Genomic DNA, 14,811 nt, shown 5'->3' on the forward strand with positions numbered 1-14,811 from the left:
TTGCAGCTCGTGATATAAATTAGAATGGTGCTTTTTATTTAAAAAATGAAACTCTAATTCCAAATCTTAATATCCTTAAATAAAGAATAAGAAAACCATAACAGCTCAGGATGGAAGACTAGTTAAATTTTATTTCTTTTGAAAACCATTTATAAATAATCCGCAGTAAATTTATTGTTTACAAGGTTTAAGCTCTAATTTTTAGTTTTTAAACGATAAATGCAAATTGAGTATGAGATTACTTTTTACTTAATTAATTGCATTTACTTTTACAACAGCCTCTTTTTCTCAAAATATAGAAAAAGAAATCATTAATAAAACAGTAGATAGTTTTCGAAAATCTTATCCAAAATAAGAAAGAAGAATATTCTCATTATGTTATAATTCCACATTTTATTGAAGGTGGAGAGTTTACGTATGAGGTTATTAATACAATACCTAAAGAGAAACTTATAATTTTAGATAAAAAAATTAGTGGAATTGAAGGGAATTATTCTGCTATTTACGAGAATTTCGAGAAAGATATTTTTGATGCACTTACTTCTGCAAAAAGTACATTAGAAAAATATCATACATTAAAAATAGTTTTCCCTATAAAAAGCTATTTCCCTAAAGAAATAATAAATGGTTTCAAAAAGTTTTGTCAACAATATGCTTTTAATCATTACATAGTTTATAATATAATAAATGAGCCAATAAAAGCAGGTGAAGTATATATTAATTTAATGGAAGATGATTTGGTGATTTTAATAGAAAAAATTATTCAATTAAACCTAAAAATTGGGAAAGATGTTGGTGTAATATCTTATAATGAAACACCTTTAAAAAAATTATTATTGAATGGAATTACCACCATATCAACCGACTTTAAAGGAATGGGATTAATGGCTGCTGAAATGATTAAAAATCAGGAAATTGCTCATCAAGAATTGTCATTTAAACTTACATTAAGGCAGTCTTTATAAGATCTTAAAAAATAATTTGATAATTTTCAAATGTCTAAGAACCTGTTTAAATTTGTATTGTAAAAATGTTTATAGCTTATTGTTGAGCGAAACAAGGCAAATTTTGAAGAGATATCCGGAAGCTATCTCGAAAAATTTAACGAAGTTGTAGCCAAAAAAGCCAGACCGACGTTTGGCGGTAAGCATAAACAAATTATTAGATAAATTTTAAATAGGCTCTAAATTTACAGTAAAAAATGTTAGGGTTTAATAATTTAAAAACCGCTTATAAATTTGAGTAAATTAGTGATGTGATAGTTAAAAACATTTAAATTGGACATGTTAAAGGAAACCAGACTTTACCTAGTATTGCTGAGCTGGCGTGTTGAAATTTACAGTTTAAGAATTTTAGTCAGAATGTGAAAATATATTTATTAAAGCATATTAAAATCAGAAGTAAATGAATATTTAATAAAATCAACAAAACTTCTATTTTTTGTAATTAAAGATAACGACTCTTAAGTTAAATGTATAACTGAACTTTATAATTAATTGACCCTTGTAAATAGCTTATTTACAAGGGTTAATTTTTTTTAAGTGGACCCGGAGGGATTCGAACCCTCGTCCAAACATGGGACCAGTTGCGCTTTCTACATGCTTATTTTATGGTTGGTTTTCGAGAGCAGCTTGGCCATAAACAGCCTGGTTACTCCTTAGTTTCTTTGGTTTTCGAGAAGAGTCCAAAACTTACTCCTCCTTATTCTAGCATTTCTGTGCTTCCTGATCGATTGCCGCCAGACTTGGCCTTCGGGAAACATCTCGCTCGTAATTCTAAATTACGACTAAGCAATCTTAACTTGGTTAAGATTAAGCAGCAAGAGCGTAGTTATTTTCGCCTTTTGTGTTTTGAGAATCAATATTTAAGCGCTGAATCCTCATTGCGCTGCATGCTTACACACTTATCATCCATCCTGTCTATTCCGGTCGAGCCCATTGTTTTGAGTTCATTTAGTAAATTGCTAAATGGTGAAAAGTTCATTTGTTCATTAGTACCTGTTGGCTGTTTAAAGCAATTAGTTCTCATGAACAGTATAAAACTGATTAAACGTTCTTTAATCAGAAAAACAAAAATACCAAAATTAGTGGAGCTAAAAAATTAAGACTGAATAAATCTTTATTGATGACAATTATTTCACTATTCTTTTCTCACTATTGACTGCTAACAAATGAACTAACCTTTCCACAAAATATACACTAATACCTAATGAACTAATAATACAAATAAACCAATGCCTAATGAACTAATTCAACGAATGAACTAAACAAATAACCTCCCCGGATAAGCTTCTAAAGCTTTCTCTAAGCAAACCATAGCAGCTTTTAAATCTTTTTGGTTAATTACATAAGCCATACGCACTTGGTTTACGCCTTTATTTTCTGTAGCGTAAAATCCTGTTGCAGGGGCAATCATTACGGTTTGGTTTTCGTAGGTAAAATCTTGTAAAACCCATTGACAAAATTTATCAGCATTATCTACCGGTAAACTGGCTACAACATAAAATGCACCACCAGGTACAGGGCAAAAAACACCTTCCATTTTGTTTAAAGCATCTACTAAAATATCTCTTCTTGCGGTATATTCTTTGCTTACTTCTTCAAAATACTCAACAGGAGTATCTAATGCGGCTTCTCCAGCTATTTGCTCTAACATTCCGGCACTTAATCTGGCTTGGGCAAATTTCATTGCGGTAGCAATTACTTCTTTGTTTTTAGTTACTAAAGCGCCTAATCTAGCGCCGCAAGCGCTATATCTTTTAGATACGGTATCAATTACAATTACATGATCATCAATTCCTTCAAAGTGCATTGGAGAGATGAATTTGCGCCCATCGTAACAAAACTCGCGATAAGCTTCATCAGCAATAATGTATAAATCGTATTTAAGCGCCAACATTTTTAAATCTTCCATTTCCTTTTGGCTATATAAATAACCAGTTGGGTTGTTTGGATTACAAATGATGATGGCTCTAGTTTTAAGCGTAATTACTTTTTCAAACTCGGTAATAGGAGGTAGGGCAAAACCATTTTCTATGTGCGACATAATTGGTCGCACTACTACATCAGTTTGACAAGCGAAAGCGTTGTAATTTGCATAAAAAGGTTCGGGAATAATTGCTTCATCACCCGGGTTTAAGCAAGTCATCATGGCAATGGTCAAAGCTTCTGAACCACCGCTAGTTACAATAATATCTTCAGGTGTAATATTGTAATTGATGTTGTTATAATATTCAGTCAGCTTATTTCTATAGCTTTCTGTTCCTTCGGATGCAGTATATGCCCATACTTTAAAATCTGCATTTTTAATGGCGTTCAGCATCACCTCAGGGGTTTCAATATCTGGCTGACCAATGTTTAAATGGTAAACTTTTTTACCGTCTTTTTTTGCTTTTTCGGCAATAGGCGTCAACTTCCGGATAGGGGAAGCTGGCATATATATTCCTTTGTTTGAAATTTTTGGCATAGCCCGCAAATGTAATAATCTTGTTATAAATTTAAAGTAGATTTTGTGATAAAAACATAGTTTAATTTATAATTCTGAAAATTGAATGTAAAACTTAGGGTTTATTTGGATTTAGATGGTTTTCAAAGTCGGCGATGAAATTTTTAAAACCATTACAATTTTTGATAACTGTATCTATTCTTATCTTTTTGAAAATCTCTGGACAATGGCTTTCATGAAATTTGTTTTTACTATTTCTGGTCGCTGCTTTTAGTTTTTCCTTCGGATTTTGAATAGAAATCGGATTGCCTTTAAAATTTAATTTGGTATGATATTTTGTTTCAAATGTTTCTATATCAGCATAAATCAAAGCCTCAAGCTCCCAAATATTTAAAAGTAAAATACTTTTACTGATACTTTTTTCAATTTCAGAAAACCATTTTAAACGTTCATTAACTTTATCAGTTTGAGATTCAAAAGCATCTAAATCTCTTATACAGATAGCAAAGTCACATTTTTTTGAATTAAATTCAGAAACAACTTGCTTTTTGAGTTTTACTGTATCTAATTGAGTTCCTTTTATTCCTTTTGCTAATTTTATAAATTTAGCTTGAGAGTGATATTTTTGATTCAGTAAATTTTCAATTGCTGAAGTATCATTAGGGTCTTCGCCAACTAATCCAATCTTCTTCATTCTTCTAAATCTGACATTAACCAGTAATCACTTAAAAAAGCAACCTCATCCATATATTTAGAAGCATTTTGGATTTGTTCATCTGTCAAATTTCTTACTTGTGTACCTTTCCCCTTTTCATAAGATGCAATCAAAATATTCCCTAATTCATCTTTATTTAAATGATCTAGCGCTTTTGGCGAATGCGTAGAAATTAAAATTTGCTTAGTTTCTGATTGTTGTTTTATAAAATCCATTAATAACTCAAATTGATGTGGGTGGATGCCTAATTCTGGTTCTTCAATTAATATTAAGCCATCATTTTCTGTAATTTCTGTTATTAAATAAAATAATCTTTTTGAACCATCAGATAGTTGAGACCATGTTAACCAAGAATCATTTATTAGAAACTCTAATTTTAAATTTTCTATTGTATAATTATTCTCATCAACATAAACAGTAATATTTTTACTAAACTTTAAATCTTTAATAGGAGAAAATAATCTTAGATTTTCAAGTATTTCTGAAGGAATTACAATATTATCGATAAATTCATTATAATTAATTGAATCTATATCAATTTCTGTAAAATCTAAATTATCTGAGTTCGTTTTATTTAAATTTAATGTATCATCAATTTCCATATCTAAAAAGATATTATGAATAAATGATAATGTATTTGAAACATCCCATAAATTATCTGCCAAATCTATTGTAATACTGCCTGGTTTATTTACATAAAATAAGTTTTTAGGCAAATTATATTTAATACTAGTGCAATAAGGATATAAGTACTTTAATTTGTAGAAAAATTGGAATAAACTTTCACTTAAATTTGATTTTTGACTTTCAAACTCTATTTTATTTTTGCTTGATGTTCCTAAAATATCTTTTAATTTCTTTCTTCCATTGATTGAAAAAAATCTGGTTAATTCAAATCTTGAAGCAAGTCCTTCTTTATATTGTTCCGCATCTGAAACAATTCGTTCATATTCTAGTGTAAAATTATTTTTATTAACTGAAGAAAAATCTAATTTAGAATATTTGAAATTCTTTTCTAATCTATACTCAGAAACTACATTCTCAATAAACTCAAATAAATTAGATTTCCCAGCTCCGTTTTTACCAATAATAATATTCAACCCATTTTTTAACTCAAACTCGCAATCTAAAATAGATTTATAACCTTTTAAATGAAGTTTAGTTAAATAAAGAGTATTAAATTTCGACATTGAAATATGTGTTTATAATGTTTATAAATTTAATTCAAATTTAATTATAAACAAACTCCCCAAACTCACTCGTAATAGTAACTTGTTTTGCAGCAGCATTTTCTACTCTTCCTATAATTTGTGCATCAACACCAAAAGATTCTGAAATAGCGATGATGTTAACTGCAATAGCAGCGGGAACGTAAATTTCCATTCTGTGCCCCATGTTAAATACTTTATACATTTCTTTCCAGTCAGTACCAGATTGTTCCTGAATCAATTTGAAAAGCGGAGGAATTGGGAATAAATTATCTTTAATAATATGCAGGTTTTCTACAAAATGTAAAACTTTGGTTTGCGCACCACCGCTACAATGTACCATTCCATGAATTTCTGAACGGTGTTGGTCTAAAATCTTCTTAATCACAGGTGCATAAGTACGAGTAGGAGAAAGGACTAATTTTCCTGCGGTTACACTTAAATCATCAGAAATTTGCACTAAATCTGTTAATTGTTTTTGTCCAGAGAAAACCAAGTCAAAAGGAACAGCAGGGTCAAAGCTTTCTGGGAATTTGGTAGCGATGGCTTTTTCAAAAACATCATGACGGGCAGACGTTAATCCGTTAGAGCCCATTCCTCCATTATATTCACTTTCATAAGTGGCTTGTCCGCTTGATGATAAACCTACAATCACATCTCCATCTTGGATGGTATGGTTAGAGATGATATCTTCACGTTTCATCCTACAAGTCACTGTAGAATCTACAATAATTGTACGCACAATATCACCAACATCGGCAGTTTCACCTCCTGTTGAGTAAATATTGATGCCCATTTTACGTAAATCAGCTAAAATTTCTTCTGTTCCGTTAATAATTTCGGCAATTACTTCTCCTGGAATCAGGTTTTTATTTCTCCCAATGGTTGATGATAGTAAAATATGATCTGTTGCACCAACACATAACAAATCATCTAAATTCATGATGATGGCATCCTGAGCGATACCTTTCCAGACAGAAATATCACCAGTTTCTTTCCAATAAATATACGCCAAAGAAGATTTTGTTCCCGCACCATCTGCATGCATAATATTGCAATAGGCTTCATCATTTCCTAAAATATCAGGGATTATTTTGCAAAATGCTTGTGGAAAAATACCTTTATCAATATTTTTAATGGCATTATGTACATCTTCTTTACCGGCCGAAACGCCGCGTTGGTTATATCTATTATCACTCATGTTGCTGCAAAGATATTAATTTAGCTTAAATTACTGTAGCAGGAATCAGGTTTGAATTAGGCGTGTTTTAAGATGATTTTATATTAGATGATTTTATAATTTTGAGATGTTAGCTTAGGGGTTAAGTAAATGTTATTTTTCTCATTAAAATCATTTTCTAGGTATATCTTTCTTACATAACCATTTAAGATTATGTTTTGCACCAAATGTTTGATGTTCTTTCTGAGATTTTTATAAATATTTAGTTTCTATTCTAAATTATAATATTTTAGAGCCATGAACTGGAAAAGAATTAACCTTTTAATTGGTCCATTACTGTTTGCTTTAGTGATGTTTTTACCTATTGGAGGTTTATCAACAGAAGGTAAATCTGTGATGGCTTGTACACTATGGGTGGCCTTTTGGTGGATTACCGAAGCAGTTGAACTTCCTGTTGCTTCTATTTTGCCAATCATTATTTTCCCTTTATCTGGTGGCTTAAAATTAGATGAGATTACTTCCTCTTATGGACATCCGCTAATTTACCTCTTTATGGGAGGTTTTATCATTGGCTTGGCTATACAAAAATGGAATCTACACCAACGTATTGCTTTTAATATTATTGAAATTGTAGGAACTAGTGAAAAGCGGGTGATATTAGGATTTATGTTAGCCACTGCATTTCTTTCTATGTGGATTTCTAATACTGCAACGGCAGTAATGATGTTACCCATTGGTTTATCTGTAGTTGATCATTTTGGAGATAGAAAACCATTTAGTAAAAACCTAATGTTAGGAATTGCTTATGCAGCTTCCATTGGAGGAGTGGCTACATTAATAGGTACGCCTCCAAATATTATTTTAGCGGGTATTGTAAAAGAATCTTTAGGTATGGAGATATCATTTTTTCAATGGATGATTTTTGCCACTCCTTTTTCCATTATTTTACTTCTTCTTACTTGGATTTATTTAACCAGTTATAAAATAGAAGTTCAGCCAAACGGTAGTGATTTTAAAATGGCCAAACTTCCTAAAATGTCAATTCAAGAGAAGCGGGTTTCAATTGTTTTTGCTTTGATAGCTTTTATGTGGTTAACTAGGTCCTTTATTTGGGAGCCAATTTTTCCTGGTTTAGATGATACAATTATTGCTATTATAGGTGCAGTTTTAATGTTTTTGATTCCGGCTGGCGAAGGAAAAGGCAATTTAATGGATTGGGAAAGTGCCAGGAAACTTCCATGGGACGTATTATTGATTTTTGGAGCAGGCTTGGCAATTGCTAAAGGATTTGCAGAAACTGACTTAACCACTTGGTTGGCGGGTTATTTTATACAATTAGAATTTTTACCCGCATTTGCCATTTTAATTTTAGTAATAACAGTAATTAATTTTTTAACAGAAATAACTTCAAATACGGCTACAGCGAGTTTAATTTTACCAGTATTAGTTACCTTAAGCGTTTCTTTAGGTGTAGAAACATTACCACTTTTAGCAGGTGCTGCAATGGCTGCTTCTTGTGCATTTATGCTTCCTGTTGCTACACCACCAAACGCAATTGTATTTAGCTCTGGCAAAATAACAATTAAAGAGATGGTGCAGACTGGTTTTTTGTTAAATGTGATTTCTATTGTACTAACGTTTTGCTTTGTTAACTGGGTTTGGGCATTGGTTTTTTAAGTAGAAAATAGCTTTATCAATATCTTTTAATGACTTTATAAATATCATTCTTACATGCAGAAACACCATGCTGATTATATCTATTACTCATATTGCCGTAAAGATATTAGTTAGATGGAAATAAGATAAGAGTTATATTGAAAGCTATAGTAAGGTAAAGACTTAAGGGTTGTTTTTTCAACCTAAATCTAGCACAATACCGATATTTTCCTTTACTGTTTCTATTAAATTATCGGTCAAAATACCAACTTTTTTAATTAATCTTTTGTTGTCAATTGCTCTTATTTGATCAATCATAATATCACAATCTTCAAATAGGTTAGCCATGCCTTTTCTTAAATGTACCCGCAAAATTTCAGAATCATGTTGAACATTAGTTGTAATAGGGCAAATGATAGTTGATGGATGAGGGATTTTATTTAATAAGTTAGTTTGAATAATTAATACAGGTCTGGTTTTTCCTGGCTCGGTTCCTAATTGCGGGTTTAAATCAGCAATCCAAATTTCAAATTGTTTAACCAACATGATCAATAGTTTCAAACTCTTTTAAAACTTTGATAGATTCATTATTAACCAAGTTTGATTCTTTGGCTAATTTTTGTTCAATCAATTTCCTGCTTTGAACATTATTATAAAACGCAATTGCTTCGTTTATATACCTATTTCTAGGGATACTTATTGTTTTTAGAATTTTCTCTGTTTCTCCAAATATGGAGTCATCTATTTTTAAGGAAACTGTCTTCATATATTTGATTATATATTATAAAAGTATGTCTTTTTTTGATATACTTTTGTAGAAAATTAGTTTTTTTATGTAGGAATCTTTTTTGCGTTAGCTATGTGTAGCAAGGTTTTACAAAAACCTGTTCTTTGGCTGCCTTTTAGCGGACAAAAACCGAAGCGAAGCGGAGTGCGAAACATAGCGTAAAAACGCCCAAAATCTGGAAATAAAATAATAGGCTTTAAAAAAATTAAGCTGTTATTAAATGACATTTTAAAGAGTAAGCGAAATAAAAAAATACCCTCTTTTTTAGTTAATTTTGCAAAATTGAAACAAAACGAGCTTTTGTTTATTAAACAAAGAGAATAAAAGATTTATGAGTAAGAAAACTGTTGATTTGGGCGAACAAAGTGAAGTGGAAGTTTACGGTGCCAGAGTTCATAATTTAAAAAATATAGATATATCTTTTCCCAGAAATAAGCTGGTTGTTATTACTGGTTTAAGCGGTTCTGGTAAATCTTCTTTAGCTTTTGACACCATTTATGCAGAGGGGCAGCGCCGTTATATGGAAACATTTTCGGCATATTCTCGTCAGTTTATGGGCGGTATGGAACGCCCTGATGTTGATAAAGTTTCTGGCTTAAGTCCGGTTATTGCTATTGAACAAAAAACAACTTCAAAAAACCCACGTTCAACAGTTGGCACAATTACAGAAATTTACGATTTTCTGAGACTTTTATATGCCCGTGTTGGCGATGCTTATTCTTTCAATACTGGCGAAAAAATGGTTAAAATGTCTGAAGATCAGATAATGAACCAAATTTTAACTCAGTTTGATGGTAAACCCATAAATATTTTAGCACCAGTAGTAAAGGGACGTAAAGGCCATTACCGCGAGTTATTTGAGCAAATACGCAAGCAAGGTTATTTAAAAGTGCGTGTAGATGGCGAAATTATAGATGTTACGCCTAAAATGCAGTTAGATAGATATAAAATACACGATATTGAAACTGTTGTTGATAGGTTAATTGTATCCGAAAAAGATAAAAAACGCTTAAATACATCCATTCAATCTGCTTTAAAAATTGCAAAAGGAATTATAAAAGTATCTGACAAAGAAAACAATAGCTACCATTTTTCTAAATATTTAATGTGCCCTACAACGGGTGTGTCTTATGACGAACCTCAACCCAACTCATTTTCTTTTAACTCTCCTTATGGTGCCTGCCCAGAGTGTGATGGTTTAGGTTACGTGTTTGATGTGGATGAAGAAACGGTAATTCCTTATCCTAAATTAAGTATTATTAATGGCGGTTTAGCTCCTTTGGGCGAATACCGCGAAACTTGGATTTTTCAGGTTATTAAAGCTTTAGCTAAAAAATATGGTTTTTCTTTATCGCAACCGATGGAGAAACTGAGTAAAGAAGCTATTGATATTTTATTGCATGGTACGGATGAATTGGTTACTGTACCGGTTGAATACAATAAATGGAATGTTCAAAATTATCAAATCAACTTTGATGGTATTATTAAAATGCTGGAAGAGCAGAACGAGAAAAAAGGAGACAGCGGAAGTAGCGATTTAGAGAGTTTCAGAATATTAAAAACCTGTCCGCTTTGTGAAGGTGCTAGGTTAAAAAAAGAATCTTTACACTTTAAAGTAGATGAAAAAAATATTTTCGAGTTAGCATCGATGGATATTAGCAACCTACAAATATGGTTTAATGGTTTAGAAGACAGGTTAAGCGAACGCCAAAACGTAATTGCAAAAGAAATTTTAAAAGAAATACGTAGCCGCATTGGCTTTTTGTTAGATGTAGGTTTGGTTTATTTAACCTTAGACCGTACTGCAAAAACCTTATCTGGAGGGGAAGCACAACGTATTCGTTTAGCTACTCAAATTGGTTCTCAATTAATGAATGTGATGTATATTTTGGATGAGCCTTCTATTGGTTTACACCAAAGAGACAATGATCGTTTAATTAAAGCACTTAAAAATCTGAGAGATTTAAACAATACTGTTTTAGTGGTTGAGCATGATAAGGACATGATTTTAGAGGCCGATTATGTGATAGATATGGGGCCGGCTGCAGGTGTGAAGGGTGGGCAAGTGGTTGCGCAAGGAACTGCGGCGCAGCTTTTAGCATCTAATACCTTAACAGCTTCTTACCTTAACGGCTTACGAGAAATTGCAATTCCTGATAAAATTAGAGAAGGTAACGGACATATTTTATCGCTTAAAAAAGCCACGGGCAATAATTTAAAAAATGTTAGTGTCGATTTTCCATTAGGTAAATTAATTTGTGTTACCGGAGTATCGGGTAGCGGAAAATCAACTTTAATTGGCGAAACTTTATATCCTGTTTTAAACAAGCATTTTTTCAGGGCTAAAAAAGTACCAATGCCTTATAAAGAAATTAAAGGTTTAGAATATATTGATAAAGTAATTGAGATTGACCAAACGCCGATTGGGCGTACGCCAAGGTCAAACCCATCAACATATACAGGTGTTTTTTCTGACATCAGAAATTTGTTTGTGGCTTTACCAGAAGCGCAAATTAGAGGATATAAACCGGGGCGTTTTTCTTTCAACGTAAAAGGCGGGCGTTGCGAAACTTGCCAAGGTGGCGGAATGAAGGTAATTGAAATGAACTTTTTACCAGATGTAGCTGTACCTTGCGAAGCTTGTGGAGGTAAGCGTTATAACAGAGAAACTTTAGAAGTACGCTTTAGAGGAAAATCAATTTCTGATGTGTTAGATATGAGCATTGAAGATGCTTGCGATTTTTTTGAAAATATCCCGTCTATTTATCGCAAAATAAAAACATTGAAAGATGTTGGTTTAGGTTACATCACTTTAGGTCAATCATCTACAACACTTTCTGGAGGCGAGGCGCAAAGAGTTAAACTAGCAACTGAACTTTCTAAAAAAGATACAGGAAACACTTTTTATATTTTAGATGAACCAACAACAGGTTTACATTTTGAGGATATTAATGTGCTTTTAGGTGTGTTGAATTTGTTGGTTGATAAGGGCAATACTGTTTTAGTAATTGAACATAATTTGGATGTTGTAAAAGTTGCCGACCATGTGATAGATTTAGGCCCTGAAGGCGGCGGTGGTGGTGGTAATATTGTTTACGCAGGCACACCAAAGGGCTTAACCAAAGTTAAAGAGAGTTTTACCGGTATTTTCTTGAAAAAGGAATTGGATACTATGGTTAAGGTTTAGCAAATTTTTTAATTACCTTTAAAAGAGCATTTAAGCAAGCCAAATGAAAGATGAAAAACTTGATAAGGTAGAAGAACTAACCGCTGATTACGAGAAAGCGGAAATGGATTTGTTACGTAATGCGCTTAAAATGTCTTATACTGAACGGTTTTTTGTGATGACCAGATTGATGAAAATGGACATTATGTTGAGAAATGCAAAAATAACTCACCAGCCTGATTTTAAGTTTGATAGAACATAAAGGATATTTTTGATGAAGAATTGTTAAAGCTGTGGCGCAATTTGAATGCTAATTTGGTTGAATATATCATGATTGGTGGGATCGCAACCAATTTACACGGTAATCATAGAACAACTAACGACATTGGTATCTGGTTAAAAGATTCACTAATAAATAGAAAAAAGTTAAGAGAAGCATTTAAAAATCATGGTATTGGAGATTTTTCAGGTATAGAAACCATGCAATTTGTTACTGGTTGGACTACCTTTAGATTAGATAATACACTAGAAATAGATATTATGAATTCTCTAAAAGGCTTAGAAAAATACACTTTTGATGAATCTTATCAATTGGTTTCTTTTGCTGATATTTTGGATGTTAAAGTCCCGTTTTTACACATTAATCAATTAATTTTAGTTAAAAAAGCAGCAAATCGCCCTAAAGATCAAATTGATGTAATGGCATTAGAAAAAATTAAAAAGTTAAGAGAAGAAGATTAGATTAAGAAAAATACTCATTTGTTATTTAAAATAGTAAATACAATACCAATCATAAATTAATAACAAAATCTTTAAAAACTTGGGATATTATTTCTTAGCTATCCTTATGATTCTCCTTAAAAACAGAAGCCTGAAATTTCACAATTTCAGGTTTCTGTTTTTTGTTGGCAGAGAGGGAGGAATTCTTTTTAATGGCTTTATTATGCTAACATCCTATAGAAGGTAGAAAAAATATTATATTTAATGAACTAAAATCTCAACTAAATTTGTTAGAGATTCAATGATAACAACCTTTTTATAAATAACCTAAATATTCTCCTTTCTTAAAAGCATGAAAAATTTACCATTATTGGATATATCCATCATTGTATTCTATCTCATTTCAATGATAGCTGTAGGTTTTTTTTTCTCATTAAAAAGTAAAAGCTCTGAGCAGTACACCAAAGCTTCTGGCTCAATTCCGGGTTGGGCAATAGGCTTGTCTTTATATGCAACTTTCTTAAGTAGCAATACTTTTTTGGGTGTTCCAGGGAAAGCTTTTGGAGGAAATTGGAATGCGTTTGTATTTAGTATTTCTATGCCTATTGCAGCCATAATTGCAGCAAAATTATTTGTTCCGTTTTATCGAAAAACACAAGAAATATCTGCTTACACTCATTTAGAGCATAGGTTTGGAGCTTGGGCTAGAACTTACGCGGTGTGCTGTTTTTTATTGACTCAATTGGCAAGAATGGGGTCCATATTTTTTGGTATTGCTCTAAGTTTACAGGCATTAACCGGATATGATATGCAATCTATTATGATAGTAGTGGGTATCTGTATAGTTGTGTACACAGTGCTGGGTGGTATAGAAGCAGTTATTTGGACTGAAGTGGTGCAGGCAGTTTTACTAACTTTTGGTGCCATAACTATTTTAGTTATTCTGATTTCTAAAATGCCAGGTGGTGTTGGTCAGATAATCGATATTGGTTTGCAAAACAATAAGTTTAGTTTGGGTTCTTTTTCTCCAGATTTTACTACTTCAACATTTTGGGTAATCTTATTATATGGCTTTTTTATTAATCTAAATAACTTCGGGATAGATCAAAATTATATACAAAGATATCATACTGCAAAAACACAAAAAGAAGCTTCTAAATCACTTTGGGTATGTGTGGGTATGTATGTGCCTGTTTCATTATTGTTTTTTGTTATAGGTTCTTGTCTTTTTGCTTATTATCAAGTTCATCCGCAAATGTTGGATGTAGTGAAGTTACAAGCTGCAGCAGAAAGATTTCCATTAGAATCGCAGAATAATCTTTCAGCAATAGCTCAGAATTTAAAGCCATCCGATTATGGTGACAAAGTAATGCCAAAATTCATGGTACAACAAGTTCCAACGGGCCTAGTAGGACTAATCATTTCTGCTATCATGTCGGCAGCCATGAGTACCATTAGCTCTGGTATGAACTCATCTGCTACTGTTTTTAGTATAGATATTTATAAAAGATATTTTAAACCAGACTTAAAGGAAAAGAACTTTATTAAACTTTTGCATATAGCCACTGCTGTTTTTGGAATAGGAGGTATGGCAGTTGGAATATCTTTAATTGGAACCAAAAGTGTGTTGGATGTTTGGTGGGAACTAAGTGGGATATTTGCAGGAGGAATGCTAGGGTTGTTCTTATTGGGAATAATTAGCAGGCAAACAAAAAATCACACGGCCATTGTGGCAACAACTATTGGTGTACTAGTTATTCTTTGGTTGTCACTTTCTGGGAAATTATCTGGCGAATATGCTTATTTAAAAAGCCCATTTGATAGTAATATGGTTATTGTGATAGGAACTTTAAGTTTGTTCTTATCGGGAGTAATTATAACAAAAATTAAGAAAAGTCTAAATAGCAGCCCAATTAATAGTTGAGGCATTTATTA

At 32.0% G+C, this 14,811-nt stretch carries 12 protein-coding genes and 1 other RNA gene; 6 read left to right on the forward strand and 7 right to left on the reverse strand.

Features of this window, described 5'->3' with window-relative positions; all coding sequences use genetic code 11:
* Positions 1-725 precede the first annotated feature (725 nt).
* A complete protein-coding gene (locus ACFSSE_RS00540) occupies positions 726-965 on the forward strand; it encodes a substrate-binding domain-containing protein (protein WP_379041205.1) in 240 nt (79 codons plus the stop codon).
* Positions 966-1,539: 574 nt separating this feature from the next.
* Here ACFSSE_RS00540 and ssrA read toward each other — a convergent pair.
* The 5 genes from ssrA to ACFSSE_RS00565 form a co-directional block, all read right to left on the reverse strand.
* Positions 1,540-1,936, reverse strand: a transfer-messenger RNA (tmRNA) gene (gene ssrA, locus ACFSSE_RS00545).
* Positions 1,937-2,262: 326 nt separating this feature from the next.
* Positions 2,263-3,465 carry a pyridoxal phosphate-dependent aminotransferase gene (locus ACFSSE_RS00550; protein WP_379041206.1) on the reverse strand — a complete coding sequence of 401 codons (1,203 nt, stop codon included), beginning with the start codon at positions 3,463-3,465 and terminating at the stop codon, positions 2,263-2,265.
* Positions 3,466-3,559: 94 nt separating this feature from the next.
* Positions 3,560-4,138 (reverse strand): DUF4276 family protein, encoded by a 579-nt coding sequence (locus tag ACFSSE_RS00555; protein WP_379041207.1) that lies wholly within the window; start codon positions 4,136-4,138, stop codon positions 3,560-3,562.
* Positions 4,135-5,349 carry an AAA family ATPase gene (locus ACFSSE_RS00560; protein WP_379041208.1) on the reverse strand — a complete coding sequence of 405 codons (1,215 nt, stop codon included), beginning with the start codon at positions 5,347-5,349 and terminating at the stop codon, positions 4,135-4,137. The genes ACFSSE_RS00555 and ACFSSE_RS00560 overlap by 4 nt, the downstream gene beginning before the upstream one ends.
* 40 nt (positions 5,350-5,389) lie before the next feature.
* Positions 5,390-6,568: an AIR synthase related protein gene (locus ACFSSE_RS00565; RefSeq protein ID WP_379041209.1), complete on the reverse strand. Its 1,179-nt coding sequence runs from the start codon at positions 6,566-6,568 to the stop codon at positions 5,390-5,392.
* 276 nt (positions 6,569-6,844) lie between these two features.
* Here ACFSSE_RS00565 and ACFSSE_RS00570 point away from each other — a divergent pair, with 276 nt between their 5' ends.
* Positions 6,845-8,224: an SLC13 family permease gene (locus ACFSSE_RS00570; protein WP_379041210.1), complete on the forward strand. Its 1,380-nt coding sequence runs from the start codon at positions 6,845-6,847 to the stop codon at positions 8,222-8,224.
* A 177-nt stretch (positions 8,225-8,401) separates the two neighbouring features.
* Here ACFSSE_RS00570 and ACFSSE_RS00575 read toward each other — a convergent pair whose 3' ends face one another.
* Both ACFSSE_RS00575 and ACFSSE_RS00580 read right to left on the reverse strand, forming a co-directional pair.
* On the reverse strand, positions 8,402-8,749 hold the full coding sequence (locus ACFSSE_RS00575) for a type II toxin-antitoxin system PemK/MazF family toxin (protein ID WP_379041211.1): 348 nt from the start codon (positions 8,747-8,749) through the stop codon (positions 8,402-8,404).
* On the reverse strand, positions 8,739-8,969 hold the full coding sequence (locus ACFSSE_RS00580) for a hypothetical protein (RefSeq protein WP_379041212.1): 231 nt from the start codon (positions 8,967-8,969) through the stop codon (positions 8,739-8,741). Before ACFSSE_RS00580 ends, ACFSSE_RS00575 begins: the two co-directional genes overlap by 11 nt.
* Before the next feature lie 352 nt (positions 8,970-9,321).
* On the opposite strand from ACFSSE_RS00580, the gene uvrA reads away from it, so the two are divergent.
* The 4 genes from uvrA to ACFSSE_RS00600 all read left to right on the forward strand — a co-directional run bounded on the left by uvrA (position 9,322) and on the right by ACFSSE_RS00600 (position 14,800).
* On the forward strand, positions 9,322-12,177 hold the full coding sequence (gene uvrA / locus ACFSSE_RS00585) for an excinuclease ABC subunit UvrA (protein WP_379041213.1): 2,856 nt from the start codon (positions 9,322-9,324) through the stop codon (positions 12,175-12,177).
* A gap of 43 nt (positions 12,178-12,220) precedes the next feature.
* Positions 12,221-12,418, forward strand: a complete 198-nt coding sequence (locus ACFSSE_RS00590) for a hypothetical protein (RefSeq protein ID WP_379041214.1) — start codon at positions 12,221-12,223, stop codon at positions 12,416-12,418.
* 68 nt (positions 12,419-12,486) lie between these two features.
* Positions 12,487-12,897 carry a hypothetical protein gene (locus ACFSSE_RS00595; protein ID WP_379041215.1) on the forward strand — a complete coding sequence of 137 codons (411 nt, stop codon included), beginning with the start codon at positions 12,487-12,489 and terminating at the stop codon, positions 12,895-12,897.
* A gap of 331 nt (positions 12,898-13,228) precedes the next feature.
* Complete coding sequence (locus tag ACFSSE_RS00600) at positions 13,229-14,800, forward strand: sodium:solute symporter (RefSeq protein ID WP_379041216.1); 1,572 nt, start codon at positions 13,229-13,231, stop codon at positions 14,798-14,800.
* Positions 14,801-14,811 lie beyond the last annotated feature (11 nt).

Origin of the sequence: Pedobacter alpinus, from assembly GCF_042684645.1 — a bacterium.
In the GTDB taxonomy this organism is placed as follows: Bacteria; Bacteroidota; Bacteroidia; order Sphingobacteriales; family Sphingobacteriaceae; genus Pseudopedobacter; species Pseudopedobacter alpinus.